Genomic DNA, 24,517 nt, shown 5'->3' on the forward strand with positions numbered 1-24,517 from the left:
CCACGGCCCGGCCGACCTGACCGACCCCGACCGGCGCCGCCCCGCCGGAGCCGGCAAGGCGCCGGCCACCGCACGCCCCGCGCACGGCAACGGAGCCGGCGCCCGCACCACCCGGACGCGCCCGCAAGACGGACATGCCCAGCACACCGTTCCTGGGCAGTGAGCGGGAGTGAGTCCGCTTACTGGCACGCCCCGAACGGTTTTGGGCGCACTGGTCGTCCGCTTTCGCGTCCCGGGCGGCGACATGGATCGTGTCCGTGGTCCGAGCCGGGCGGGCGGAGTCCCTCGTGACCTGGCCTGTGGGAACGGTCAAAGGCGACGGGGAGGCCCTGAACCATCTCGCTGGTGGAGCAGGGGCCCCGCTCGCTGGCACCGCACCCGGCGTCCCAGATCGCACGGCAACGCTACCCCGACCGGCCCAACGCAGCGCAAGGCCGCAAGTCGACGATCACACGATCGAGCTAAAACGACCTCACATATGCTCCCTGACCAGCAGTTGCGAACCCCCGAACCCGTCACCGGTCCCGCCCGCGGCCGTCGACGACGACGTCATCAAGGTGGCCCTGTTCGACTTCGGGTCCGCCGAGCGGACCACCGCCCCGGCGCTGGCGCCGTTCGCCGCCACCCACCAGGTCGTCGTCTCGGGCGAGCACTGGGTCGACGTCATGAACCGCACCGCCGACAAGGGCGCCGCGCTGCGCCGGCTCCAGCGGGACCTGGGGATCACGCCCGCACAGACCTTGGTGTTCGGCGACTACCTCAACGACCTGGAGATGCTGGACGCCGCCGAGTGGTCCTTCGCCATGGCCAACGCCCACCCCGAGGTCATCGGCCGGGCCCGCCACCTGGCCCCCTCGAACAACGACAACGGCGTGCTGCGCACCATCGCGCGCCTGTTGCACCTGCCTCCTGCCCTCGGGGGCTGACCCGCCGGGTGCCAGGAGCCGCGGGAGTCCGGGCCGTCAGCCGGGAGTCGTCTCCTCGACCCGGGTGTCCGGGTCGTCCCGGTCCCCGCGGTCACGGTCGTCCCGGCCGCGCCCGCCGCCGACCCGGCCGCGCAGCCGCCGCCACGCGTCGCCGCAGCGATCGGCGAACTCCACGTAGCGCGCGCCGCAGCCGGGAGGCGGGAACCCCAGACGGTCCTGGAGGCGGTGGAACAGACGGCCGACGTCAGGCACCAGCTCGGGGCGGGGTTCGCCGGCCGCCGCCGCGTCGTCGGCCAGTGTCAGGTGGACACCCCCGGCGTACTGCGAGGACATGTTGTAGAGCAACGCGCCCAGGGTCGCCAGGGCCGTACCCAGGACGACCTCCAGGGTGACGACACCGGTGGCGATGACGAGGGTCCAGCCGAAGGAGGGCCACGCCTCGGGGTCCATCGCGGTCAGCATGGCCCACACGAGCACCGTGCAGACGAGCACGCAGATCCCGAGTCCCAGCAGCACCAGGCAGCTCGTCGCCATCACCGACCAGGGATCGGCCCGCGAGACGCGCATGCGTATCGCGGACGGCCGCGGCTGCGACGCCTGGTGCCGCACGGGCCCGTCCGGGTCCTCGCACTGCTGCGGGGCGGGCTCCTGTCCAGGGGTCTCGGCGCCGCGCTCCTGGTGCTCGGCTGGGCTCATGCCTTGCTCCTCACGGTGGGTGCGACCGCCCGCGCGGCGTGCGTGCGGGGGCCGGGCCGTGGGGCCGTGGTGGCCGGGCCGGCCGTGCGGGGGCGGTGCGGGAATCAGGCTGTGGTGCCGTGGCGCGTGGCCGCGGCGACGATGTGGTGCCGGGTGATACGGCCGATCTCGTGCCAGAACGGCTTCGCCGTCAGGTAGGCGCCCAGCACGGAGAGCACCCCGAGGGAGACGTCGACGCTGATCCGGCCCTGCTTGGCCCAGTAGACGTCCTGGAGGTCCAGCAGGAGGGCGAACTCGTCGCAGATGAGGGCCGTGCCGCAGCCGTAGGCGGCCGCGACGGCGGGGTGCCCGACCGCGCGTTCGTCACCGCGTACGGCGATCAGGCCCACGCCCGCGAGGGTGGCGATGCCGAAGTTGTAGTGGTGCACGTGCTCGCCACCGGCGGAGATGTTGCCCCAGGGCAGCCAGCCACCCCGGATACCGTGCGTGATGAAGCGGACGGTGCCGAAGGTGGTCCCGAAGGAGAACCACGTGATCAGCAACGACCGTTGCAGCGGGGTCAGACGCCGGTCCGCCGTCTCACGCCACCTGCTGACGAGCAGGGGCCGGTCCCGGTCGCGGTGGCCTGCTTCGGTGAGTCTCATGGCTGACCGGCCTCCCACGCCGAACCGGCGCCCTCGACCGGCGTTCGAGCCGTTCCGGACACCGTCACTGGTGTGCGATGTCGACGTTAGGCGCGGGGATCGGGTCCCGCATGCCCGCCGCCGCGGGGCGGGGCCGCTCGGGTGACGGCGGTGCGGACGCCGGCCCGACCGGTGGCCCGCCGCAGCGCGGTGCTCAGCCGCGCTCGTTCACGTTCTCGGCGGCGAACATCCAGCGCTGCTTCTCCAGTTCGGCCGTGATCGAGATCAGCAGGTCCTGGGTGACCGGGTCCGGCTTCTCCGTCGCGTCGATGCGCTCGCGCAGCCGCCTGATGGCCGCCTCCAGGGACTCGACCATGACCTCGACGGCCTCCGCGTCGCGCACCCAGCCGTCCTTCGGGCCGGGCAGGGTGAAGGCCGAGGCGATCGTCTCCGGGCGTCCGTCCGGGGGCACGCCGAGCGCCGCCGCGCGCTCCGCGACGGTGTCGGCGAACTCGCGGGCCGCCGCCACCACTTCGTCGAGCTGGAGGTGGATGGACCGGAACCGCGGTCCCACGATGTTCCAGTGCGCCTGCTTCCCGATCAGGGAGAGCCCGAGAAGTTCCACGAGCGTGCTCTGCAGCGCGTCCCCGGTGACCTGACGGGCCGCGTCGGGGATCGTGCTCTTCACGACAGTCATACGGTGGTTCTCCTTGTGGAGTCGTCGGAGTCGTCGGAGTCGTCGGAGTCGTCCTCGCCGGTCCCGCCCCCGGCCATGCCGCGCAACCGCTCCATGCGGGCGCGAGTGCCCTCGTCGAAAGGAAGCAAACAGCCGCTTGCCCGGGTCGGACGCCCGTGGTCAGCGACCCGGAGACGGCGCTCAGCGCGGTCCGTACGTGCTCGCGGACGCCGGCCCTGGTTTCTCCAGGTGAGACGGGCCTTACGCCCCGCGTTGTCAGGACATAACATCGGTCACCGCATGAACACGATGACGTTCTGGAACATGTCCGGGTGGGGATTCACCGCGCTGGCCCTCGCGTCCCTGCTCGTCGGGTTCTCCAAGACCGCCGTCAGCGGGGCCAACACGGTCAGCCTCGCCGTCTTCGCGGCCGTCCTGCCCGCCCGCGCCTCCACCGGGGTGCTGCTGCCGGTCCTGATCGCCGGCGACGTCCTCGCGGTCCTCACCTACCGGCGGCACGCCCACTGGCCCACGCTGTGGCGGCTGTTCCCGGCGGTCGCGGTGGGGGTGGTCGTCGGCACCCTGTTCCTGGTGTGGGCGGACGACGGGATCGTAGGGACGTCGATTGGGGCGATCCTGCTGCTGATGGCGTCCGTGACGGTGTGGCGGCGGCGCACCGCCGACCGGGGGGAGGAACCGGACCCGGTCGTCGCCCGCCCGGGCCGACTCAGAGCCCGCTCCTACGGCGTCCTCGGCGGCTTCACGACCATGGTCGCCAACGCGGGCGGCCCGGTGATGTCGCTGTACCTGCTGTCGGCGGGCTTCCGCAAGCTGGGCTTCCTCGGCACGTCGTCCTTCTTCTTCCTCGTCGTCAACGTCTCGAAGGTGCCCTTCAGCGTCGGTCTCGGCCTCATCGACGGCCGCTCCCTCCTGCTGGACGCCGCGCTGGTGGTCTTCGTCGTGCCCGGGGCGCTGCTCGGCAAGTGGGCGGTGCACCGCATCAACCAGCGGCTGTTCGAACAGCTGGTGATCGCGGCCACCGTCGTGGGCGGGCTTCAGCTGCTGCTGCGGTAGCCGGTCCCGCGGTCCGGCCGGTCCCTGCGGTCGGCAGGCCGCCCGGTCAGTCGGGTGCGCGGCCCAGCGCCGCGCGGAAGCGGTCGTAGCGTTCCACGTCCGCCACGTCGTCGGAGCGCCGCGGTCGTCCCGCGAACAGGCCCCAGACGCTCGCCATGAACACCGTCGCCAGCGGAATGAGCAGCCATGTCAGAGGGGCCATGGTGCGTCCTCTCCTTCCCGAGTGGATCAGCCGGGTAGGGCGACGATGACATAGATGATCAGCTCTACATATTTACATGACGGACGACTCCGAGCTTTTCGCCGCTTTTCACTCGGAGGGCCCCGCGTCCAGAAAACGGAAGTCCGGAACCCGGAAGGTTTCTTGTCCGGACAATCCGCCCGGGAGGGCCGGGCATGGGTCGGGAGACCCCTGAGTGATCGTTAAGATGAACCGCGGTTGCCGCGATCCGTAAGCGCTGCCCGGCTGCTGCCGCGCCCGCTGCGGGGAGCGGTCGTGAGGGCGGGACTTCGGGGATGTTGAGGGCGGGGCTACAGGTGCTGGTGGCGGGGCGGTACCGGCTGGACACGGTCATCGGACGCGGCGGGATGGGCGAGGTCTGGAGAGGCCTCGACGAGGTGCTCGGCAGACAGATCGCGGTCAAGCTGCTGCTGAACGACGGGTCGGACGCCTCGGCCGAGGCCCGGTTCAGACTGGAGGCGCAGACCTCGGCCCGGCTGAACCATCCGCACGTGGTCGGGACGCTCGACTTCGGGGCCTGGGAGGACCGCTGCTTCCTGGTGATGGAACTCATCGAGGGCGACAGCCTGGCCGGTGAACTGACCGCCGGTGGCCCGCTCACCCCGGAACGGCTGGCCCAGGTGGCCCAGCACTCCGCCGAGGGCCTCGCCGCCGCGCACGCCCAGGGCATCGTCCACCGGGACGTCAAGCCCGGCAACCTGCTCAGCGACCAGCAGGGCACCGTCCGCATCGCCGACTTCGGCATCGCCCGCTTCGTCGACGACCCCTCCGGCGCACTCACCACCACCGGACAGATCGTCGGCACCGGCCTCTACCTGGCACCCGAACGCGCCATCGGCACCCCGGCGAGCGCGGCCTCCGACATGTACTCACTGGGCTGCGTCCTGTACCACCTGGCCGTCGGCTCCCCGCCCTTCGAGGCGTCGACCGCGACCGCCCTGCTCTACCAGCACGTCGACTCCGCGCCCGTACCGCCGCACCAGCGGGGCGCCGCGCTGCCGCCCGCCTTCGAGGCGTACCTGCTCAGCATGCTGGTCAAACGGCCGGAGGAGCGGCCCACGGCCCGGCAGGCCGCGGACTGGTTCGCGGGCGGCGCGTGGCGCGGCGTGCCCGAGCCGCTTCCCCCGGAGCAGTGGGGCGGGGGAAGCGGGCAGCGTCGCGCTCCGAGCCAGCGCGGCACCGCTCCCGGGCACCGTCGTGGCGCCTCCGCACCCGCACCCGCACCCCGACCCGCCCGCGCCGGGGCCGCGCCGGGGACCTCGGGCAGGGACTCCGAATGGAACACCAGCGTGCACCGGGTGCCCGCGCGCCGACCCGGCCTGCGTTCCTCGCTGCGCCGCCACTCCCGTACCGCCGCCCTGGTGGGCGGCACCGTCCTGTTCGTCTCCGCACTGCTCGTCGGGAAGGCGTGGTTCTAGACCGCGCCCGCGCCCGTGGCCACGGTGGCCGGCCCGGGCGGACGGGTGCCCCTGGAGTCCGGACGGCGCGCTGAGTAGCCTCCGGCACATGCGGATCTCCGTCTCCTCGGACATGGCCGAACCCGTCGCCCGCTCGCTGGTCGCCCTGCTGCGCGAGCGCGGGCACGAGGTGGTGACGCACGGTGCGCTGCGTTCCGGGGACGACCCCCAGTGGGCGGCCTGCTCGGCCGCCGCGGCCCGTGACGTCGCCGAGGGACGGGCCGACCAGGCCGTCGTGTGCTGTTGGACCGGCACCGGCGCGTCCATCGCCGCGAACAAGGTGCCGGGCGTACGGGCCGCCCTGTGCACCGACGCCTACACGGCGGACGGCGCCCGCCGCTGGAACGACGCCAACGTGCTGGCGCTCGGCCTGCGGCTGACCTCCGAACCGCTGCTGGAGGAGATCCTCGACGCCTGGTTCGCCGCCGCGCCGAGCGAGGACGCCGAGGACCGCGAGAACGTCGCCCGCGTCGGACGCCTGGACCTGAGGCGGGAGGAGACCGGCGCGGCGGCGAACCAGGGAGACAGGCCCTGAGAAGCCCCACGGGCAACGCCATGCGGACAGCCCCGACGAGATCCGCGAGGAGATCCGCGAGGACAGGCCCCGGCGCGGTCACTGGGCAGGACGGCTCGCCCCGGCAGCTCGTACGACCAGGTCGAGCGGGTCCTGCCGGAAGAGGGCGCGCCCGGCGGCGATCCGTGCCTCGCGTGGCGCGCCCGGCGCCGTGAGGCGGGTCAGGGAGCGCAGCAGGGCGTCTGAGTCGGGCGCGTGGTCGCAGACGCCCAGGGCCGCCATGCGGCGCACGCCCTCCGCCCCGTGTCCGGGCAGCGGGCGGTGGCCGACGACGGGCAGTCCCGCGGCGAGCGCCTGCACGGCGGTCTGCCCGGCCGCGTTGTCCACCAGGGCGGCACACGCGTGCAGCAGTTCCGGCATGTCCGTCACCCAACCAGGGGTGAGGACCCCCGGTGTTCCGGACAGGGCGCGCCGCAGCCGCTCGTTGCGTCCGCAGAGCACGACCGGCAGGAAGCCGTGCGCGGCGAGCAGCCGGGCCGTGCCGGCCAGGCGGCTGCCTGCTCCCCAGGCACCCGCCGAGACCAGCACCGGGGGCCGCCCGCCGCCGTACCGCTCCAGCCGGCGCCGCCACACGGCGGTCCCCGGCCCCGCGGTGAAGAACTCCGGTGCCACGACCGGACCGGCTGCCTCCGCCGCCCGGCCGGTGCCCCGCCGCACCTCCCGGGCGGTCTCCTCCGTGAGGCACACATGCAGGTCGTTGCCCGGGTGCAGCCACTGCCGGTGCGCCGTGAAGTCGACGACGACCACCGCGCTGGGCACCCGCAGCGCCCCGCGCTCCCGGAGATGGCCGGTCAGCTGGGCAGCCAGGTGGAAGACCGGCACCACGACATCGGGCCGCCACTCACCCACCAGGCCCAGCAGCCGCCCGCCGGCCAGCCGTGCCAGCGGGGTGCCGCTCGGGCGCGGCCGGGGGCCGGGCGCGAGGAACAGGTCGTAGATCCCGGCGTAGACCCAGGGGGCTCCGCGGACGACGGCCCGGTAGCAGCCGCGCAGGCCGCTTCCCAAGCCGCCGGGCAGCAGGGCCAGCACGTCGACGACACGGACCTGCTTGCCGGTGGCGCGGGCGCGGCGGGCCAGCTCGGCGGCCACCGTGTCATGGCCCGCCCCCATGCTCGCGGTCACCACGAGCAACCGCTCCGTCTCCGGCGCGGACGTCGGGGCCGGCCGGGCGGGCGCACGGCGCGTCACGGGCTCACGGGCGGCGGGCAGCGGTGGCGGCACTGGCGATTCGGACGACACTGGAAGTGAGTAACCCTCACCCACCGCAGTCAAACGAACGGGCACACCCTTCCGCCCGTCCCACGTTTCGGGAACGGCCCCCGGGATACTTCACCACCCCGGAGGCCGTCCCGTACCGCCGGGGCCGCACCGGCGGCCCTCGGTCCGTCCGATCCTCGAGGTGCGTCCCGATGTCCCACGCCCCCTCCCGCGTACGGTCCGGCTCCGGCACGCCGGTCGAGGCCCCGGTGGCGCCGAGCGCCGCACCCGGCCGGACCGGTGGTGCCGCGGTGCCGGGCGGGGGCGCGCTGGTGACCGGCGCCTCGTCCGGGATCGGCGCGGCCGTGGCACGGCGGCTGGCCGCGGAGGGCGGCTGGCGCCTGGTGCTCAACGGGCGCGACCGCGCACGCCTCGAGGAGGTCGCCCGGGGCACCTCGGCCGTGGCCTTCCCGGCGGACCTGTCCGGCCCGGGCGCCGAGCGGCGGCTGGCGGAGTTCGCGCTCGACAGCGTCGGCCGTGTCGACCTGCTGGTGGCGGGTGCGGGCATCGGGTGGGCGGGGCCCTTCAGCACCATGCCGCAGCCCGCCATCGACGAGGTGTTCGACGTCAACGTGCTGGCGACGCTGCGCCTGGTCCGGCTGCTGCTGCCCCAGATGATCAGTCAGGGCACGGGCCGCGTGGTCATCATCGGCTCCCTGGCCGGCACGGTCGGTGTCCGTGACGAGGCCGTCTACTCCGCTGCCAAGGCCGCGCTGGGCGCCTTCGCCGACGCCGTCCGCTACGAGCTGCGCGGCACGGGGGTCGGCATCAGCCATGTGGTGCCCGGGGTGGTCGACACACCGTTCTTCGACCGCCGCGGAGTGCCCTACCGACGGTCCTGGCCCCGGCCCGTCCCGGCGAGCCGGGTCGCCGACGCGGTGTGGGAGGCGGTGTCGCGGGGCCGGGACGAGGTGTACGTCCCCGGCTGGACCCGGCTGCCCGGCCGGGTACGCGGGGCCGCTCCCGCCCTGTACCGCCGCCTTGCCGCACGATTCGGGTGACGCACGGTGTGAACGCGCTCACCATCGTCCTGGCACTGTTCTCCGCGTGCGCCAACGCTGCGGCCTCGGTACTGATGAGGCGCGCGGCGACGGAGATCCCGGACGGCGGGGGAGGCGGCGACCGGCGCACCGGCCCCGCGGTGGACGAGACGCCGCACGGGCGCGGGAAGGACGGGCCTGCCACCCGGACGGCGGACGGCGAAGGCGGGACGGTCGCCGTGCGCACCCCGCACGCCGTCAAGGTCAGGCGGCGGTTCTGGGTGGCCGGCGCGGCCATGCTGGCCGTGTCCGCGGTGCTGCAGGCCTCGGCGCTGGCCGTCGGGAGCCTGTCGCTCGTCCAGCCCCTGCTGGCGACCGAACTGCTGTTCACGCTGGCGATGGTCAGCATCGTCTTCCGTCGGCGGCCGGCCCGGATCACCTGCTTGTCCTTCCTGGCCCTGGCCGTCGGACTGGCCGTCTTCCTCGGCGCCGCCGCGCCGTCCGCCGGACGCGCCACGGCCGAGGGGGCGCGCTGGATCCCGGTCGGCATCGCCCTGGCCTGCCTGGTGCTCGTCCTGGTCGGGCTTGCGCGGCTGGTCAGGGGCGCACCCCGGGCCGCCGTGCTCGGTCTGGCCTCGGCGGTGCTGTTCGCGGCGACAGCCGCCCTCCTCAAGGAGGTGACGGGCCTCTACCAGCAGGGCCTGGGCGCGCTGGCGTCGAACTGGACACCGTACGCCACGGCGGTCACCGGGCTCGCCGCCTTCGGACTGCTCCAGTGCGCCTTCCGGGCGGGCACGCTCGTCGCCTCCCAGCCCGCCCTCACCCTCGGCGACGCCCTGACGAGTGTGGCGCTGGGATGGGCGCTGTTCGGGGAACACATCGCCCTGGGCGTGCGCCTGGTGCCGGAGGCGATCGGTATCGGACTCCTCGCGGCCGGCACGATCGGCCTGTCCCGTTCCCCCGCCGTGTCGGGTAAGTGGGACGCGGAATCGGCGCCCGACGCGTCCCGCGATCCGGGGAAGGCACAGGCGGAACGCCCGTGAGAAGGGTCGGCGGGTGGCAGGTGGGGCGGCGGCGAGAAGGGCCGGCGGGTGGCAGGGGAAGCACCCGTGAGCAGGGCCGGCAGGTGGCTGGCGGAGTAACGGAGAGGAGAGGTCGGCAGATGGCAGGCGGAGCGTCGGTAAGGCGGATCGGGCAGGTGGCGGGGCCGGGCAGCCGTCCGGCGCGCACCGCGGTGGCGGCCCTCGCGCCGGTGGCCGCCGTCGCGGCCGCCCACATCGTCCCGGCGGCCACCTGGCTGCCCCGCTTCCGGGCCCTGTGCTTCCCCGGCCTCGCCGGGACCGGCCGCCCGGACCACGTCGCACTGACCTTCGACGACGGCCCGGACCCGGCCTCCACGCCGCACTTCCTGGACGAGCTGGACCGGCTCGCCGTACGGGCCACGTTCTTCGTCCTGGGCGAGAGGGTCGCCCGCTTCCCCGGCCTCACCCGGCACATCGCGGACCGGGGACACGAACTCGCCGTGCACGGATGGACCCACAGCCGCCCCTGGCTGCCGACTCCGGCCCGGGACGTACGGGAGACCGTGCGGGCGGCGCTCGTCGTGCGGGACACCACGGGCTGGCGGCCGCGGTGGTACCGGCCGCCCTACGGCATCCTCACCGCGGGCCGCTGGGCCGCCGCCCGGCGCGCCGGTCTGCGCCCCGTGCTGTGGACCGCCTGGGGCCGCGACTGGACGGCGGACGCGACCCCCGCCTCCGTCCGCACGACCGTCGCCGCGGACCTGCGCGGCGGCGGCACGATCCTCCTGCACGACACCGACCACGCCTGCGCCCCCGACTCCTGGCGGACCACCCTCGCCGCCCTGCCCGACCTGATCCGCATCTGCCACCACACCGGCTGGTCGGTCGGCCCTCTGTCCGCACACGACCTGCGCCGATCCGTACGACGCTGAGCCCACCGGGGGCCCCACGCCTCCACGGCGACCAGACACCGGACCCGGCCCGGACGCCTCGTACCCGTTGTCGCCCCTCTACGCTCAATGTCATGTCCTCACACATCCTGGTTCTCGGTGGTACCGCCGAGGCACGTGAGCTGGCCGCGGTGCTCGCGGCGCGGGACGGCGTGCGGGTGACCAGTTCGCTGGCGGGGCGGGTGACGAGGCCGGGGGCGCTGGCCGGGTACGTGCGGGTCGGCGGGTTCGGCGGGGTGGACGGACTGGCCTCCTGGCTGCGTGAGCACCGCGTGGACGCCGTCGTCGACGCCACTCACCCCTTCGCCGAGGGGATCACGCGGAACGCGGCGCTGGCCGCGACGGCGACCGGCGTACCCATGGTGGTGCTGCGCCGACCCGGATGGCGGCCCGGCCCCGGGGACCGCTGGCACCCGGTCGCCTCGCTGCCCGCCGCGGCGGAGCTGCTGCCGCGGCTCGGGTGCCGGGTGTTCCTGACCACGGGACGGCTGGGCCTCGCCGCCTTCGCCCACCTGGCCGAGGCGCACTTCGTCGTACGGTCGGTCGAGCCGCCCGAGCCTCCGATGCCCCCGGACACACACCTGCTGCTTGCCCGCGGGCCGTTCACCGTGGCCGGTGAGAAGGAGCTGCTCAGGGCACACCGCATCGACGTGCTGGTGTCCAAGGACAGCGGGGGAGCGGCCACCGCGGCCAAACTCTCGGCCGCCCGGGAACTCGGGCTGCCGGTCGTCGTCGTACGCCGTCCGCCGCTGCCGCCGGAACTGACCGCCGTGCCGGACGGCACCGTCGTACCGGACGTCACGGCCGTGCTGGAACGCCTCGACCGGGCCGCCCGGCCGGCTTCGCCTACTCCGCCTGCTCCGCCCGGTCCTGCCGCTTCCGGCGCAGCAGATACGTGTCCATGATCCAGCCCTTGCGCTCACGGGCCTCGGCCCGCAGCCGCTCGATGCGCGGCGCGGCCTCGGCGATCGGGCCGGAGACGAGGATCTCGTCCGGGGTGCCTATGTAGGCGCCCCAGTAGATGTCGATGTCCTGGTCGGCGCAGTGCCGGAAGGCCTGGTGGGCGTCGAGCATCACCACCACGTCGTCCACGCCCTCCGGGAACCCTTCGGCCAGCCGCCGCCCGGTGGTGATCTGCACGGGCCGGGCGACCCGGTTGAGCCCCGTGCGGTGCCGGGCCACCAGGGCCGAGACACTGCTGATGCCCGGCACCACGTCGTACGCGAAGTCCACCGCGCCCCGCGCCAGCACCTCCTCGAGGATGGCCAGCGTGCTGTCGTACAGCGCCGGATCGCCCCACACCAGGAACGCGCCGGTCTCGTCCTCGCCCAGGTCCCCCGCGATCATCCGCTCGTAGACGTCCGCGCGTGCGCTGCGCCAGTCGCCGACAGCGGGGGAGTAGGCGGCACCGCCCGCCGCACGGTCCCGCTCCGGGTCGCGCGCCTCCACCACGCGGTACGTCCCCTCCGGTATGTGCGTGCGCAGCATGTCCCGGCGCAGCCGTACGAGGTCCGACTTCGCCTCGCCCTTGTCGAGGACGAAGAACACGTCCGTGTCGCGCAGCGCCCTGACCGCCTGGAGGGTGAGCTGGTCGGGGTCGCCCGCGCCGATGCCGATCACATGAATCTTTCGCACGCACCGAGTCTGCCGTACGGCACTGACAACGCGTCCACGGGTGCCACACCGACCGCTACCGCCACCGCGTACGCCGCGCTCGCCGGCTACCCCTTGCCCCGCCCGCCGGCTACGCCCCTCCGGTGTTCGCGCCGCCCGCCGGCAGTGCCCCCTCCCCACGCAGCCGAGGTGCCCGCTCCGCCGCATCCACGCCACCTGCCCTCCCGCTGTCCACGGCGTCCGCCAGCTCCCGCGCCCACGCCACCACCCCGGGCGCGTCCATGCCGTACGGAGTCCGCTCCCCGGTGTCCGCCACCCACTCCTCCACGGCCCCTGCCCCGCGCCGCAGCAGCCGGGCGCCGCCGATGACGTTGCCCCGGGCCGCGTGGGTGAGCCCCACCGCGAGCTGGGCCAGCCCCCGCCACAGGGCGCGCTCCGCCGGCGGCCCCGACTTCCAGGCGTCCTCGAAGACCTCGTGCGCGTGGAAGGGCCTGCCCGCGTCCAGCAGCGCCTGAGCCTTGGTCACCGTCTCCAGCGGGGTGCGCACCACGCCCTCGGGCTGCCGCGGCACCCCGTCGGCGCCGTACGGCAGGGGCCGCCCGAGCCCGTCCCGGGGCCGCGCGTTGCGCGCCCGCCCCTCGCTGTCCCGGTCCCGCGCGCCGGCCGGCCTGTCGGAGGAAGTGCCGCTCATACGCCGATTGTCCCCGACCCCGTGGCCGTTTTCGGCTTGGCCGCCGAGGTGCGGTAAAGTGACGTTCGCGCGATCACGCGGTTCACCGCAGGAACGCGCACCGGGACGTGGCGCAGCTTGGTAGCGCACTTGACTGGGGGTCAAGGGGTCGCAGGTTCAAATCCTGTCGTCCCGACTGGAGACAGTTGCAGGTCAGGGCCGGGTTCGGAGACATCCGAACCCGGCCCTCGATCATTCTTGGGGACCAGTTGGGGACCGGCGTCCTTGACCGGGGTCAGCGGGTCATGACGATCGGGCTCGGCAGGGAGCGCGGCGCGCGCAGCGCGCTGAGGTGGGCGGAGAGTGCTGCCCCGGCGGCCGTGATCTTGTGGATGTCCGGGTGGAGGTAGCGCTGGGCGGTGGTCAGGGAGCCGTGGCCGGCGATCCTGCGGAGGACGTGCACTTGGACTCCTGCGTCGGCGAACCAGGTCAGTCCGGTGTGCCGGAGGTCGTGGCGGCGCAGGTGTTGGTAGCCGAGTTTGGTGACCACGTCGTCCCAGTGGGTGGCGTCGCGCAGGACGGCGGTGGAGATGCGCCCGCCGCGCGGGCCGGTGAACAGGCGGGCGTCGGGGCCGGCGGACAGGATGCGCTGGGCGACGAGGGGGCGGACCTCCTCGACGATGGGAACCTTGCGGGCCCGCTTGCCTTTGGTGCCCTTGTCGGTCAGCCCGCCGGGTGCGGGTGTGGTCTGGCGCCGCACGGTCCAGATCCACTGGGTGGTGTCGATGTCGTCGACGCGGCAGCCTGAGACCTCGCCGATCCGTGCGGTAGTGCATGCGGCGAAGGTGACCACGTCTCCCCAGCCGCGGTAGTGGTCGTGGGAGGCGGCCATGAGCGCGTCGGCCAGTGCGGCGAGGGTGTCCCAGTCGGGCAGGGCCAGCGCGCGGGTCGAGGAGTTCGTCCTCGGCCTACTTGTAGAGTTTCTGCCAGCCGGTCACCCGGGCGGGGTTGACGTTGATGATGCCGTCTCGGACTGCCTGCTCCATGGCGCGGACCAGGACGGCGATGGTGTTCTTCACGGTCGATCGGCTGTGCTCGTCGGCGATCCAGTTCTGCACGGTGCGGTCGACGACGCCGTTGGTGATCATTCGCACCGCGAGGTGACCCAGGGCCGGGACCACGCGCATCCGCCACCCCGACAGGTAGGGGTCCAGCGTTTTCAACTCGAGGCCGCGCAGGGCGAGGTCCATGTTTGCTTCGCCGTATTCGGCGAGCTTCATGGTGGCCAGCGATGGGCTCAGGCACCGCAGTCCGACTGAGGACCGATCGGACACAGAAGGAAGCGGGGCCCTGATCCACCGACGGTGGATCAGGGCCCCGTGGTCTGTTTCGGCGGCACTCGGTGCGACATGCGACCGGCACCCGGCTGCTGCTGGTGAACGTCCTGTGCCCGTGCGCGATGGCGACGTTGTCGACGAGCAGGGCGTCGCCCCGCTGTCGATCGACGTTCATGGCCAGCGCCAGCCCCATCTGAAACGGGTAGGGGTCGATGACGGCTTCGTCGGCCCGGGCGGGCATCCGTTGCTGGGGGAGTACCTGCTGGTGCGAGGTGGTTGGTGTCGGTACGGGTGCCTGAGTTCTCAATGGATGCACTCCTGCATCCTCGACCTTCGGCGGCACGACCTATGCAGCCGGTGCCTTGAGAACCGCGTGATCACCGATCGCGACAGGGCTGACGATCAGCTCCCCAGGCCCCGGCGGGCCAGCAGCGGCGCGATGTCCGGGGCCCGGCCGCGGACATCACGGAAGGCGTCGAGCGCATCGACGCTGCCCCCTCGTGCCAGCAGATTGTGGCGGAAGCGCTCGCCCTTCTCCCGCAGCGTGAGCCCGTCGTCCTCCTTGAACCACTCGACCGTGTCGGCGTCCAGCACCTCGCTCCAGATGTAGGAGTAGTACCCAGCGCTGTAGTTGCCGCTGAAGATGTGCTGGAAGTAACCCGTGCGGTAGCGCGGCGGGACCGCGTCCATCGCAACGCCGGCCGCGCTCAGCGCTCGGGCCTCGAAGTCCTCGACGCCGCCCGGGTCGGCGCCGACGGCCAGCGAGTGCCAGGCCCAGTCCAGCAGCGCCGCGCCCAGGTACTCGACGGTGCGGAAGCCCTCCCCGAACCGCTGCGCGGCCAGGACCCGCTCGGCCAGTTCGGGCGGCATGGGCTCGCCGGTCTCCCGGTGCCGGGCATAGTTGGCCAGGACCTCGGGCCACACCATCCACATCTCGTTGACCTGCGAGGGGAACTCTACGAAGTCCTGCGGGACCGCGGTGCCCGAGAAGTAGGGGTAGCTCACGTCCGAGAACAGGCCGTGCAGCGCGTGCCCGAACTCGTGGAACATGGTGCGTACCTCGTCGAAGGTGAGCAGCACCGGCTCCCCGGCCGGCGGGCGCGCGATGTTGAGGTTGTTCACCACCACCGGTTGGGTGCCCGCCAGCGTGGACTGGCTGACCAGCTCGTTCATCCACGCGCCGCCGCGCTTGGAGGGCCGGGCGAAGAAGTCGGCGAGGAACAGGCCGAGCGCCCTGCCGTCGGCGTCGGACACCTCGAAGACCCGCACGTCGGGGTGGTAGCCGACCAGATCGTCGCGCTCGGTGAGGGTGATCCCGTATACGAGCCCCGCGGCGTGGAAGACGCCGTCGAAGAGCACCCGGTCCAGTTCGAGGTAGGGCCGCAGTGCGGCGGAGTCCACGTCGTACTCGGCCTTGCGGACCCGTTCCGCGTAGTACCGCCAGTCGGCGGGGTGCAGCGCGGCATGCGGATCGCCTGTGTCCTCGCGCAGCGCCGCGGTCAGCGCCTCGGCCTCCCGCGTGGCGTTGGTGACGGCGGGCTCGACCAGCCGGCCGAGCATGTCGGCGACCGCGTCGGGGGTGCGCGCGGTCCGGTCGGCCACCACGTACGCGGCGTGGCTCTCGTACCCGAAGAGCGCGGCCCGCTCGGCGCGCAGCCGGGCCATCCGGCGCACCAGCGCGGCGTTGGTCTCCAGGCCGCGGCCGAGGGAGGCGGCGAGCAGGCGGCGGCGCACTTCCCGGTCGTTGAGGGTGGCGAGCAGCGGCTGATTGGAGAAGTTCTGCAGCGCGAGTACGTACCCGCCCGAGCCGTCGGCGCGCTCGGCCGCGGCGGCGACCTCGTCGGCGGAGAGCCCGTCCAGCTCGTCGGCGTCGGCCATCGCCGGCGCAGCGGCGTTGGTGTCGGCGAGCACGTTCTGTCCGAACGCGGAGGCGTCGGCGGCGAGTTGCTTATTGATCTCCCGCAGCCGGTCCCGCTCGGCGCCGGTGAGGCGGGCGCCGGCCCGGACGAACCGGGTGTGGTAGCGCCCTAGCAGGCGGTGTGACTCGGAGTCGAAGCCCAGCTCGTCCCGTCGGCTGTACAGGTCCTCAAGGCGGGCGAACAGGCCCGCGTTGAGGTGGATCGCGTCGGCGTGCGCGGCGAGCCGGGGGCTGATCTCCGCCTCGATCGCCTCCAGCTCTGCGTTGCCGTCGGAGGGCACCAGGTTGAAGAACACCTTCGACACCCGGTCGAGCACCGCGCCGGACCGCTCCAGGGCCACGACGGTGTTCTCGAACGTGGGCGGCTCCGCGGCGCCGGCGATCGCGTCGATCTCGGCCAGCTGCTCGGCCATGCCGTGCTCGAACGCCGGCAGGTAGTGCTCGGTGCGGATCGCCGCGAACGGCGGCAGCTGGTAGGGCAGGGTGCTGGGCGCAAGGAATGGGTTATCCGCAATCCCCGCCGTGTCGTCACGCATCGCCATGTGGGGACCCTACGCTCCCCGGCGAGCCGTAATCTACGCGGTTCCGTCCGTTCACCGCCGGCCGTCGCCCAACCCCGCATTGAGCACGGGGGGATGGCCGGCCCGCGGTCTGACGTGTAGGGGCCTGCGCTGCTGCCAAGTGCGTGATCGCGCTTGGCAGCAGCGTCGTTCGTCGGACCAGTGGTATCCCGAGGGGTGTTGTCACAGCGGAGTGGTAGCTATGCCGCATGAACATTGATCACGCTGACCCTGCTGAGCTGGCGGCGCTTCGTGCGGCGTTCGACATCGATGACGGAGGTGAGTCGGCTCTTGGCTGGGAGGCAGTCCATGCCTTCGAGGCGGAACACGGGATCGTGTTGCCTGAGCCGTATCGGACTTTCGTCGCGGAGATAACGGACGGTTCGTACTCCGGGCCGCCAGATTATGGACTGCTGTCGGTAGCGGAGCTGCCAGACGACTGGGGCGATGACGGGCAGGAACGTGACCTGGGCAAGCCCTTTCCACTGACGGAGGCGTGGGTGTGGGAGGATGAATCGGATCCGTCCGAAGATGCCGACGAGATCCTTGAGCAGGTCTACAACCACGGCTCGATCGTGCTGGGCACCGATGGGTGCGCGATGTACTGGCATCTCATCGTGACTGGCCCTCATCGAGGTCACGTCTGGCTCATCACCGACGTCGGGGCTGTACCCTTCGGCGCGCAGTTCGGTCATACCACCGCCGAGTCGGGGTTTGTCGGCTGGGTCCGGCACTGGGCGGCTAACAAGCCCTGGTGCGACGCCACGTGACTCCCTGGGAATGCGGTGGACTGGATGCCTGCCGTGTTCGATCGGGCGGAGTTCGGTGTCCTGCCGCGCCGGTTCGCCGAGGACCTCGCCTTCCTCATCAAGGAAGTCGCCGGATCCCAGGCCACGACGACGACCGAGGTCCGTAACCTAACCGGCCATCCGCCGCGCACGTTCGACGACTTCTGGGCAGACAACCTGCAACCCCTGAGGGCCGTCGCATCACTGGCATCCTGAACACCCTGGACCCCGGGGCGGAGTGACAACCGGCTGTGGAGCCGTACTGTCGTCGAGTGCATTGAACGAGCCCCTGCCGGGGCAGAGAGGGCGCCAACGCGCGTGAACCGTCAATGACTGCGCTCGCGGGCGCGCAACGGCGGTACAAGCCTTCAAACCAAGATCGACCGCATTGCTGGGGGTCAAGGGGTCGCAGGTTCAAATCCTGTCGTCCCGACAGTGATGTCGGATGTTTGCGCAGATCAGGGGCTCTCTTCGGAGGGCCCCTGATGCGTTTGTGCGGCGCGGGACGTGTGCGGAGTATCGTGAGTGACCGCGTGGAAGCAGAGCGTCACCGGCCGAGTGTGGGATTGATCGGCAGTTGCGCGGGCATGGGGGTGTTCTGAACAGCGACCTCATCGAACAGGAATGAGGCCAGGAGCTGTCCCGTAACGGGACCCTGGGTGCAGGAGACGGCGCACGGAGCGGGGGGAGTTTCGATGGGTGAGGTGTGGATCGGCGTCGGAAGGGCCGGGAGTGCCGGTTCGCTGGCCGGATGGCTGCGGCGCGACCCCGGGGTGGCCCGCTCCGGAGTCGAGATCGCCCCAGTCGGCGCGTTACAGCCTCAGGCACCGGCGGGTTCCATGGGCGCCGTGGACACGGTCACCGCACTCGTGGACAGCACCGTCGGACTGGTCGGCCTGCTGGTCGCCGTCGCTGCCTGGCGGCGACCGCACGGGACGCCTCCCCCCACGGTGCGGGTCACCGAGAGCGACGGGACCCTCCTGGAGGGCACCCCCGAGGACGTGCTCAGGGTACTGCGGGCACGCCGGGAGCAAGGCCAGGCCCAGGCCCACGACCTGGACGACAGGCGGGCACCCGAACAGGGCGACGTATGACCACCCGGCTGTCCGACCGTGCGGCCTCCCGGGCGGTCCTGATCGGCGTCGACAGGTACGCCGAGGAGGCCGGTCTTGCCCAACTCCCCGCAGTGGAGCGGAACGTTGCCGCGCTACGGGACGCGCTGTGCGACAACGAGGTGTGGGGCCTGGCGGGCCCGGCGTGCCAGGTGCTCGGCCCGAGATCCGACCTCGGATCCGTTATGCAGGCCATCGACAGCGCCGCGCAGCAGGCCACGGACACCCTGCTGATCTACTACGCGGGACACGGGCTGCTGCATCCCGACCGGCTGACCGAACTGCACCTCGCCCTGCACGACTCCAATGACCACCAGATGTGGCGCTCGCTTCCGTACGCCCATATTCGCGACGAGGTGCGGGCGGCGCACCGGCGACGGGGACTGAAGTGCGCGGTCATCCTGGACTGCTGCTTCAGCGGTGCCGCTGTCGAGGGCGGCATGGGTCAGCGCGAGACGCTGCTCCAACGGGTCTCCGACATCGACGGCGTCTGCGTGCTCACCTCCAGCGCGGCCACCGAGCTCGCCTTCTCGTTGCCCGACGAGGAGCTGTCCGCCTTCACCGGGGCCCTTCTCGGCCTCGTGCGCGCGGGATTACCCGAGGCCGGCCCGGTGCTCGATTTCGGCACCCTGCACGGCTGGCTGCAACGGGAACTGGGCGCGCGCGACCAGCCCCAGCACCCACAGCTCGGTGCGCACAACTCGGGTGAGCGCATCGCCATCTTCCACAATCCCGCGCACCTGCCCCACACCTCGCCGGACGAGGTGCACAGCCCCCACCTCCCGGTGCCGCCCGAGCGGCTGTTCGGCCGCGACCGCGAGCTGCGGGAACTGGCTGCCGAGGCTGCTCGTGGTTCCGGCGCGCTGGTGGTACACGGGCCGCCGGGCGTGGGCAAGTCGGCGCTGGCGGCCGAGCTGCACCGGCGGCTCATGGCAGACCCGTCCCCCAGGCCCGCTGTCGGCGCCGTCGCACCAACCGCCGGACCTCCCCGGCCCCGTGACGCTCCGGTCGTGCTGCTCGACAACGTCACCGACGCCACCCAGGTCGCCCGGGCCATGGGGGCAGCGCCGCACGCGCTGGTCCTGGCCACCAGCCGCTCCTCGCTCACCGAAGTCGCCGCCCGCCGGTACGCGCTGGCCCCACTGGAACCGGGTCACGCGGTGGCGATGCTGCAGGACCTCAGCGGGCTCACCGGACACGACGCGGAACTCACCGAGATCGCCCGGCTCCTGAGCTGCTTCCCGCTCGCCCTGCGCCCCATCGCCGCCCGGCTGCGCCGCACCCCGCCCGACCTTCTCCTGGACGCCATGCGGGAGTCGGAGCGGCCGTTGCAGTACCTGCACTCCGACGACGACCAGGTACGTACGGCATTCACGGTGTCCTACAACGCGCTCACCGCACCCCAGAAACAGGTGCTGCACGACTGCGCCGACCATCCCGGCCCCGACTTCGACCGCTATTCGGCGGCCGCGATGAGCCAGATGCCGCCGGGTATCTGCGGGCTGATGCTGGAGGAGCTGGTGGACGCGGGCCTGCTGCAGCGCACGGACGGGCGCTACGCCTTCCACGATCTCTATCGCAGCTACTCGCACACAGGAGCGGACACGGAGGCCCTGCGGCGCACCTGGCTCTATCTGCACCTGTGCCGTTTCCTGCGGGAGGCACGCGAGAGCGGCGCCACCCGCAAGGCCTGGCGCAGAGCCGCGCTGGCCGAGCTGCGGGCGGCGGCCCGGGCGGCACGCGAGGACAACTGGCACCTGGCGACCGAACTGAGCTGCCAGGTCGCCGACGCCCTGCGTGAGGAGCAGCGGCTCGCAGAGGCGAAGGAGGAGGCGGACGCCGCCTACAGGCATGCGACAGGCCTGCATGACGGCCGGGCCATAGCGCGGGCCCGCGGCTGCCTGGCCGTGCTGGGCGAACGGACCGGCTTCGCGCAACGACCACCGGAATTCGACGTCCCAGCCGCGCGGAAAGGGCTGGCCGGGGAACTCCGCCGCGCCGCCCAGGCGTCCCGCACCTCATCCGAACGCGCAGCCGAACGCGGGCGCCGACTGATGTCCTTGGCCGAGCGCGCGCTGGCCGCCCGCCTGGTCGACGAGGCCCTGCAGTTCCAGGCCGAGGCGTACGACCACCTGGCCCAGGCGGGCGACGCGCGGCTGCTCGCCGAATGCCTGGTCGGTCAAGCCGCGCTGCACTTGTACGTCGGCCAGTACCCGAAGGCGTCTCAGTTCGCTCAGGAAGCCGCCGGACTCCTCGACGAGCAGGGCGACCAGGAGGGAGCCGCACATGCGTACGCGTCTGCCGCCGAAGCGCTGCGCAGGTCCAGCGCTCTGGATGAGGCCGCCCACATGGCCCAACAGGCACTGGACCGCTTCGCCGCACTCGCCGATTCCGCCGACCTCGGCTACGCCTACCGCCTCACGGCCAAGATCGCCTGGGCGCGGGGGCACCACGATCAGGCGCGTCAACTGATGCGAAAGGCCCAGGAAGTGAACCGCGTCTCTCGCGCCGAGGAAGGTCCCTCAACCCACGCCATCGCCCACCCGTCACGCTCCCTGCGCGCCGATCGGTCCGAGCCTGAACCATCGATGCCGCTGCGTCCCTAGGGAATGGGACAACGGACTTCGATGAGCCAGGTCCAGCGGCCCGCTGCTGCCAACCGCGCCTGCCCACACGGCAGTTGACCATCGGCAAAGGATAATGTCCGTTCAGGGCAGGGTTCATGGGATCGTAGGGCGAGGGGGACATGATGCTGGAAGAACTGATCCTGGCCGGGGGAACCACCGTGGTCGGGGCCATGGCCACGGACTCCTGGGCGGTCGCGCGTGGTGGGATCGCGAGGCTGTTCCGCCGCCGGGGAGAGGGCCGGCAGACGGTCATCGAGGCCCAACTGGACAACAACGCGGCCCTCGTCGCGCGGGCCCGCGATGCCGAGCGGGTGCGTCAGAGCCTGCTTCCCGTATGGCAGCTGGAGCTGGAATCGCTGCTGGACGAACACCCGGACGCCGCCGACGAGTTGCGGGAGCTGATCAGCGAGATCCGGGACCGCCTGCCCGACGACCAGCGCGCCTGGGTGCAGAACAACGTCGCCAAGGACGGCGGTCAGGTCTTCGCGGTCCAAGGGGGCAATGTCGTCGTGCACCAGGCTCCCCCCGGACCGGGAGGCGGCGGCGAAGGCGCGCGGTGAGCCGCACGCGTACGGGGTCCCGGCAGGTCATCCGAGTCGAGAACGGTTTCGGCTACGGCGTCGTCGGCGCCGACCTGCATGTCTTCCCCGACCGGGGCCCAATCTATCTGCTCTCCGAGTACGGCCCGGCCTCGGTTCCTGCGGGCCAGGACGCCGCGTGGCTCACCGCCCAGCCCAGCCGCCTGCTCAACGCCCGTTTCCAGGTCGTGGACTTCACCGGTCGCGACCGGGAGCGGACCGCGTTGGCCGCATGGCGGGACGGCGGCGGTCCGCGCCTCTCGGCCACGTGGCTGCACGGTCCCGGCGGGCAGGGCAAGACCCGGCTGGCCGCCCAGTTCGCCGCCGACAGTGCCGCGGCGGGCTGGAAGGTCGTGACGGCCGCCCACGGTTCCGGCACGATCCAGTCGCCCCCGGGAAGCCAGGACCTGCGGATTGACGGTGCCTCCGGACTGCTGCTGATCGTCGACTACGCGGACCGCTGGCCGCTCTCCCACCTGACCTGGCTGTTCAGCAACCAGCTGCTCCACCGTTCGCTGCCGACCCGGGTGCTGCTGCTGGCCCGGTCGGTCGCCCCGTGGCCCGCTGTGCGGTCCGCCCTGGAGGAGGCGGGAGCCGGGACGGGCGACTCGGCGTTGCCCCCACTCGACGAGCGGGGTGGCGAACTCGAGGAGCGGCGGGCCATGTTCGCCGTCGCCCGAGACCGCTTCGCGGCCTGCTACGGACTCGCCGACGCGACCGCCATCGAACCCCCCGACCATCTGAGCGGGCCGGACTTCGGGCTCGTCCTGGCGCTGCACATGGCCGCGCTGGTGGCGGTCGACGCCCACACCCGGGGCAGCCGACCCCCGAAGGACATGGCGGGCCTGTCCGCGTACCTGCTCGACCGCGAACGCCGGCACTGGACCAGGCTCCACGAGAACCGCCTGGAAGGCCTGGACTACGCGACCGCGCCGAGCGTCATGGGCCACGTGGTCTTCACCGCGGCTCTCACCGGAGCCACGTCGTACGCGGACGGCACCGCACTGCTGAACGCCCTGAGCCTGGAGCACCCCGGACGGCTGCTGGCCGACCACACCACGTGCTATCCGGCACAGGAGCCCGGTGCCGTCCTGGAACCGCTCTATCCCGACCGCCTCGCCGAGGACTTCCTCGCCCTGAGCCTGCCCGGGCACGAAGCCACCGGCTATCCCGCCGCCCCCTGGGCGGCGGACACCGTCGGCGTGCTCACAGCCCGTGACGGGGAGGGCGCGCCGCCCGGGTACGCGGCCCGCGCGCTGACGTTCCTGGCCTCGGCGGCGGCCCCGCACCGCTGGCCCCACACGGTCCGGCACCTGGAGGCCGTGCTGCGCGGCGACCCGGCCCTGGCCCTCGCCGCGGGCGGTGCGGCCCTGAGTGCGCTCGCCGCCGTCGACCTCGATCCCGCCGTCCTGGAGGCGATCGACGCGCACCTTCCCCAGCACGGCCAGGTCGACCTCGACGCGGGGATCGACGCCCTCACCCGACGCCTCACCGGCCATCGGCTCGCCGCCACGGACGACCCGGCCGAACACGCCCGACTGCACCAGAACCTCGGGTTCCGGATGACGCGGGCGGGGCACCGGGAGGACGCCGTGGCAGCCACCGAGCAGGCGGTCGGCATCCTCCGGCGGCTGGCCGCCGCCGACCCCGCCGTGTACGAACCCGAACTCGCCACCGCCCTGGCCCAGTTGAGCGAGTGCGCCGTCAGGGCGGATCGCACATGGGCCAGCCGCCGGGCCGCCGAGGAGGCGGTCGGCATCTTCCGGGGACTGGCCGCCACCGACCCCGCGGCCTACGAGCCCGGCCTCGCGCTCTCCCTGTCCCACCTGGGCCACGGCATGTCGCAGGAGCGCAGGCAGGAGGAGGCCCTGAGCACCGTCCAGCGGGCCATGGGGATCTTCCAACGGCTGGCCGTGATCGATCCGGCGGTCTACGAACCGGGCCTGGCCATGACGCTGGCCCAAGCAGCCGTCTGCTCGTGGCGGTTGCGTCGCTGGGCGGACGCCCTCACCTCCGCAGAGCGCTCGGTCGAGATCATCCGACGCCGCGTGGCAGCCGGGCCCGTGTCCCCCGCGTCCGGCTTCACCCGCTCCATGACGGTGGAGGAGTCCGACCTGGCGGTGGCCCTGGGCAACCTGGGATTCTTCCTGTGGGGCGCACGCCGCCGCGACGACGCGCTGGCCGCCCTGCGCGAGGCGGCCGGCATCGAGCGGCGGCTGGCGGCCGTGCACCCGGCTGCCCATGAGCCGTCCCTGGCAGGGACGTTGACGAACCTCGGCACCTACCTCGCGCTGAGCGGACACGGGGCGGAGGCACTGGCCGTCACCGGGGAGGCGGTGGAGATCTGCCGGCGGCTCGCCGCGGGGTCCGCCGCCGAGTTCGAGGAGCCGCTGCGCAAGGCGCGCAAGGCCCACGAGACCGCCCAGGACCGGCTGACCGGCGAGGCACCCCGGTCCTGGACCCTGGAGGAGCACTATGTGACCCTCCTGAACCAGGACGAGGTCTGGCAGGACGCCCAGGACCGCCGCCACCGCCTCGACGACATGGAGCCCCGGTACTGCGGCAACGTGCTGCGCTTCCTCCTTCGGCAGGCCGACGACCTCTTCGGGGCGCTGGTGGACGGACTCGCGGTCTCTCCCGAGGCGCTGGGCCGTTGGGAAGGCGAGGACACCGAGGCATGGCTGGCCCGGCAGCCGCTCGCGGTCGCGCTGCGCCGCCGCTCCGAGGGCAAACCCGCCCGGCCCGGGCTCTGCTACTGCGGCTACCCGATCCAGCCCGGATGGAATCATGATCACTGCTACCCGGGCATCATCGTCGATTGACACACGTGGCCAGTC

23 protein-coding genes, 1 tRNA gene and 1 pseudogene are annotated in these 24,517 nt (G+C 72.7%); 15 read left to right on the plus strand and 10 right to left on the minus strand.

The window, feature by feature from the left end; all coding sequences use genetic code 11:
- Positions 1 to 533 precede the first annotated feature (533 nt).
- A pseudogene (locus ACTYVM_RS08440) lies at positions 534 to 926 on the plus strand (HAD hydrolase family protein); the annotation flags it as partial.
- 36 nt (positions 927 to 962) lie between these two features.
- On the opposite strand, the gene ACTYVM_RS08445 reads toward ACTYVM_RS08440, so the two are convergent.
- From ACTYVM_RS08445 to ACTYVM_RS08455, 3 genes are all read right to left on the minus strand, one after another.
- Complete coding sequence (locus tag ACTYVM_RS08445) at positions 963 to 1,622, minus strand: DUF3566 domain-containing protein (RefSeq protein ID WP_445525293.1); 660 nt, start codon at positions 1,620 to 1,622, stop codon at positions 963 to 965.
- Positions 1,623 to 1,726: 104 nt separating this feature from the next.
- A complete protein-coding gene (locus ACTYVM_RS08450; RefSeq protein WP_445525294.1) occupies positions 1,727 to 2,266 on the minus strand; it encodes a hypothetical protein in 540 nt (179 codons plus the stop codon).
- A gap of 193 nt (positions 2,267 to 2,459) precedes the next feature.
- Positions 2,460 to 2,942, minus strand: a complete 483-nt coding sequence (locus ACTYVM_RS08455; RefSeq protein ID WP_400027897.1) for a Dps family protein — start codon at positions 2,940 to 2,942, stop codon at positions 2,460 to 2,462.
- A 279-nt stretch (positions 2,943 to 3,221) separates the two neighbouring features.
- On the opposite strand from ACTYVM_RS08455, the gene ACTYVM_RS08460 reads away from it, so the two are divergent.
- A complete protein-coding gene (locus ACTYVM_RS08460; RefSeq protein ID WP_445525295.1) occupies positions 3,222 to 3,995 on the plus strand; it encodes a sulfite exporter TauE/SafE family protein in 774 nt (257 codons plus the stop codon).
- Positions 3,996 to 4,041: 46 nt separating this feature from the next.
- On the opposite strand, the gene ACTYVM_RS08465 is transcribed toward ACTYVM_RS08460, so the two are convergent.
- Positions 4,042 to 4,197, minus strand: coding sequence for a hypothetical protein (locus ACTYVM_RS08465; protein ID WP_445525296.1), 156 nt, complete (start codon positions 4,195 to 4,197; stop codon positions 4,042 to 4,044).
- A 314-nt stretch (positions 4,198 to 4,511) separates the two neighbouring features.
- On the opposite strand from ACTYVM_RS08465, the gene ACTYVM_RS08470 reads away from it, so the two are divergent.
- A complete protein-coding gene (locus ACTYVM_RS08470) occupies positions 4,512 to 5,654 on the plus strand; it encodes a serine/threonine-protein kinase (protein ID WP_510187045.1) in 1,143 nt (380 codons plus the stop codon).
- 88 nt (positions 5,655 to 5,742) lie between these two features.
- Positions 5,743 to 6,228, plus strand: coding sequence for an RpiB/LacA/LacB family sugar-phosphate isomerase (locus tag ACTYVM_RS08475; RefSeq protein WP_445525297.1), 486 nt, complete (start codon positions 5,743 to 5,745; stop codon positions 6,226 to 6,228).
- Positions 6,229 to 6,306: 78 nt separating this feature from the next.
- On the opposite strand, the gene ACTYVM_RS08480 is transcribed toward ACTYVM_RS08475, so the two are convergent.
- Positions 6,307 to 7,377 (minus strand): MGDG synthase family glycosyltransferase, encoded by a 1,071-nt coding sequence (locus ACTYVM_RS08480; RefSeq protein ID WP_510187046.1) that lies wholly within the window; start codon positions 7,375 to 7,377, stop codon positions 6,307 to 6,309.
- Between the two features lie 299 nt (positions 7,378 to 7,676).
- Here ACTYVM_RS08480 and ACTYVM_RS08485 point away from each other — a divergent pair, with 299 nt between their 5' ends.
- The 4 genes from ACTYVM_RS08485 (at position 7,677) to ACTYVM_RS08500 (ending at position 11,381) form a co-directional block, all read left to right on the plus strand.
- Positions 7,677 to 8,525: an SDR family NAD(P)-dependent oxidoreductase gene (locus ACTYVM_RS08485; protein ID WP_445525299.1), complete on the plus strand. Its 849-nt coding sequence runs from the start codon at positions 7,677 to 7,679 to the stop codon at positions 8,523 to 8,525.
- A gap of 8 nt (positions 8,526 to 8,533) precedes the next feature.
- Entirely contained in the window at positions 8,534 to 9,547 is a 1,014-nt protein-coding gene (locus ACTYVM_RS08490; protein WP_445525474.1) for a DMT family transporter, read from the plus strand.
- A gap of 119 nt (positions 9,548 to 9,666) precedes the next feature.
- Positions 9,667 to 10,458, plus strand: a complete 792-nt coding sequence (locus tag ACTYVM_RS08495; protein WP_445525300.1) for a polysaccharide deacetylase family protein — start codon at positions 9,667 to 9,669, stop codon at positions 10,456 to 10,458.
- Between the two features lie 92 nt (positions 10,459 to 10,550).
- Positions 10,551 to 11,381: a cobalt-precorrin-6A reductase gene (locus tag ACTYVM_RS08500; RefSeq protein ID WP_445525301.1), complete on the plus strand. Its 831-nt coding sequence runs from the start codon at positions 10,551 to 10,553 to the stop codon at positions 11,379 to 11,381.
- Here the strand turns inward: ACTYVM_RS08500 and cobF are convergent.
- Together cobF and ACTYVM_RS08510 are read right to left on the minus strand one after the other, a co-directional pair.
- Positions 11,323 to 12,111, minus strand: coding sequence for a precorrin-6A synthase (deacetylating) (gene cobF, locus ACTYVM_RS08505; RefSeq protein ID WP_445525302.1), 789 nt, complete (start codon positions 12,109 to 12,111; stop codon positions 11,323 to 11,325). The genes ACTYVM_RS08500 and cobF overlap by 59 nt on opposite strands.
- 109 nt (positions 12,112 to 12,220) lie before the next feature.
- Positions 12,221 to 12,781, minus strand: coding sequence for a DUF309 domain-containing protein (locus tag ACTYVM_RS08510; RefSeq protein WP_445525303.1), 561 nt, complete (start codon positions 12,779 to 12,781; stop codon positions 12,221 to 12,223).
- 101 nt (positions 12,782 to 12,882) lie between these two features.
- Between ACTYVM_RS08510 and ACTYVM_RS08515 the strand changes: the two genes are divergently transcribed.
- A tRNA-Pro gene (locus ACTYVM_RS08515) sits at positions 12,883 to 12,956 on the plus strand.
- Between the two features lie 99 nt (positions 12,957 to 13,055).
- On the opposite strand, the gene ACTYVM_RS08520 is transcribed toward ACTYVM_RS08515, so the two are convergent.
- The 3 genes from ACTYVM_RS08520 to ACTYVM_RS08530 form a co-directional block, all read right to left on the minus strand.
- The gene (locus ACTYVM_RS08520; RefSeq protein WP_445525304.1) at positions 13,056 to 13,652 is read right to left on the minus strand and encodes a site-specific integrase; all 597 of its coding nucleotides are present in this window, start codon (positions 13,650 to 13,652) and stop codon (positions 13,056 to 13,058) included.
- Positions 13,653 to 13,728: 76 nt separating this feature from the next.
- On the minus strand, positions 13,729 to 14,040 hold the full coding sequence (locus tag ACTYVM_RS08525) for a hypothetical protein (protein ID WP_445525305.1): 312 nt from the start codon (positions 14,038 to 14,040) through the stop codon (positions 13,729 to 13,731).
- A gap of 459 nt (positions 14,041 to 14,499) precedes the next feature.
- Positions 14,500 to 16,557 carry a M3 family metallopeptidase gene (locus ACTYVM_RS08530; RefSeq protein WP_445525306.1) on the minus strand — a complete coding sequence of 686 codons (2,058 nt, stop codon included), beginning with the start codon at positions 16,555 to 16,557 and terminating at the stop codon, positions 14,500 to 14,502.
- Positions 16,558 to 16,784: 227 nt separating this feature from the next.
- Here ACTYVM_RS08530 and ACTYVM_RS08535 point away from each other — a divergent pair, with 227 nt between their 5' ends.
- The 6 genes from ACTYVM_RS08535 (at position 16,785) to ACTYVM_RS08560 (ending at position 24,502) form a co-directional block, all read left to right on the plus strand.
- Positions 16,785 to 17,345, plus strand: coding sequence for an SMI1/KNR4 family protein (locus ACTYVM_RS08535; protein WP_445525307.1), 561 nt, complete (start codon positions 16,785 to 16,787; stop codon positions 17,343 to 17,345).
- Between the two features lie 24 nt (positions 17,346 to 17,369).
- Positions 17,370 to 17,579, plus strand: a complete 210-nt coding sequence (locus ACTYVM_RS08540) for a hypothetical protein (protein WP_445525308.1) — start codon at positions 17,370 to 17,372, stop codon at positions 17,577 to 17,579.
- Between the two features lie 479 nt (positions 17,580 to 18,058).
- The gene (locus tag ACTYVM_RS08545; RefSeq protein WP_445525309.1) at positions 18,059 to 18,457 is read left to right on the plus strand and encodes an effector-associated constant component EACC1; all 399 of its coding nucleotides are present in this window, start codon (positions 18,059 to 18,061) and stop codon (positions 18,455 to 18,457) included.
- Positions 18,454 to 21,081 (plus strand): caspase, EACC1-associated type, encoded by a 2,628-nt coding sequence (locus tag ACTYVM_RS08550; RefSeq protein WP_445525310.1) that lies wholly within the window; start codon positions 18,454 to 18,456, stop codon positions 21,079 to 21,081. The genes ACTYVM_RS08545 and ACTYVM_RS08550 overlap by 4 nt, the downstream gene beginning before the upstream one ends.
- 140 nt (positions 21,082 to 21,221) lie before the next feature.
- On the plus strand, positions 21,222 to 21,662 hold the full coding sequence (locus ACTYVM_RS08555; RefSeq protein WP_445525311.1) for a hypothetical protein: 441 nt from the start codon (positions 21,222 to 21,224) through the stop codon (positions 21,660 to 21,662).
- Positions 21,659 to 24,502 carry a hypothetical protein gene (locus ACTYVM_RS08560; protein ID WP_445525312.1) on the plus strand — a complete coding sequence of 948 codons (2,844 nt, stop codon included), beginning with the start codon at positions 21,659 to 21,661 and terminating at the stop codon, positions 24,500 to 24,502. The genes ACTYVM_RS08555 and ACTYVM_RS08560 overlap by 4 nt, the downstream gene beginning before the upstream one ends.
- The last annotated feature ends 15 nt before the right edge of the window (positions 24,503 to 24,517 follow it).

Source organism: Streptomyces cyslabdanicus (genome assembly GCF_052663305.1).

Coding starts and splice junctions, on each gene's coding strand:
- ACTYVM_RS08445 (WP_445525293.1), bottom strand. CDS start 1,622: ATGAGCCCAGCCGAGCACCAGGAGCGCGGCGCCGAGACCCCTGGACAG.
- ACTYVM_RS08450 (WP_445525294.1), bottom strand. CDS start 2,266: ATGAGACTCACCGAAGCAGGCCACCGCGACCGGGACCGGCCCCTGCTC.
- ACTYVM_RS08455 (WP_400027897.1), bottom strand. CDS start 2,942: ATGACTGTCGTGAAGAGCACGATCCCCGACGCGGCCCGTCAGGTCACC.
- ACTYVM_RS08460 (WP_445525295.1), top strand. CDS start 3,222: ATGAACACGATGACGTTCTGGAACATGTCCGGGTGGGGATTCACCGCG.
- ACTYVM_RS08465 (WP_445525296.1), bottom strand. CDS start 4,197: ATGGCCCCTCTGACATGGCTGCTCATTCCGCTGGCGACGGTGTTCATG.
- ACTYVM_RS08470 (WP_510187045.1), top strand. CDS start 4,512: ATGTTGAGGGCGGGGCTACAGGTGCTGGTGGCGGGGCGGTACCGGCTG.
- ACTYVM_RS08475 (WP_445525297.1), top strand. CDS start 5,743: ATGCGGATCTCCGTCTCCTCGGACATGGCCGAACCCGTCGCCCGCTCG.
- ACTYVM_RS08480 (WP_510187046.1), bottom strand. CDS start 7,377: ATGGGGGCGGGCCATGACACGGTGGCCGCCGAGCTGGCCCGCCGCGCC.
- ACTYVM_RS08485 (WP_445525299.1), top strand. CDS start 7,677: ATGTCCCACGCCCCCTCCCGCGTACGGTCCGGCTCCGGCACGCCGGTC.
- ACTYVM_RS08495 (WP_445525300.1), top strand. CDS start 9,667: ATGGCAGGCGGAGCGTCGGTAAGGCGGATCGGGCAGGTGGCGGGGCCG.
- ACTYVM_RS08500 (WP_445525301.1), top strand. CDS start 10,551: ATGTCCTCACACATCCTGGTTCTCGGTGGTACCGCCGAGGCACGTGAG.
- ACTYVM_RS08510 (WP_445525303.1), bottom strand. CDS start 12,781: ATGAGCGGCACTTCCTCCGACAGGCCGGCCGGCGCGCGGGACCGGGAC.
- ACTYVM_RS08520 (WP_445525304.1), bottom strand. CDS start 13,652: ATGGCCGCCTCCCACGACCACTACCGCGGCTGGGGAGACGTGGTCACC.
- ACTYVM_RS08525 (WP_445525305.1), bottom strand. CDS start 14,040: ATGAAGCTCGCCGAATACGGCGAAGCAAACATGGACCTCGCCCTGCGC.
- ACTYVM_RS08530 (WP_445525306.1), bottom strand. CDS start 16,557: ATGGCGATGCGTGACGACACGGCGGGGATTGCGGATAACCCATTCCTT.
- ACTYVM_RS08535 (WP_445525307.1), top strand. CDS start 16,785: ATGAACATTGATCACGCTGACCCTGCTGAGCTGGCGGCGCTTCGTGCG.
- ACTYVM_RS08540 (WP_445525308.1), top strand. CDS start 17,370: ATGCCTGCCGTGTTCGATCGGGCGGAGTTCGGTGTCCTGCCGCGCCGG.
- ACTYVM_RS08545 (WP_445525309.1), top strand. CDS start 18,059: ATGGGTGAGGTGTGGATCGGCGTCGGAAGGGCCGGGAGTGCCGGTTCG.
- ACTYVM_RS08550 (WP_445525310.1), top strand. CDS start 18,454: ATGACCACCCGGCTGTCCGACCGTGCGGCCTCCCGGGCGGTCCTGATC.
- ACTYVM_RS08555 (WP_445525311.1), top strand. CDS start 21,222: ATGATGCTGGAAGAACTGATCCTGGCCGGGGGAACCACCGTGGTCGGG.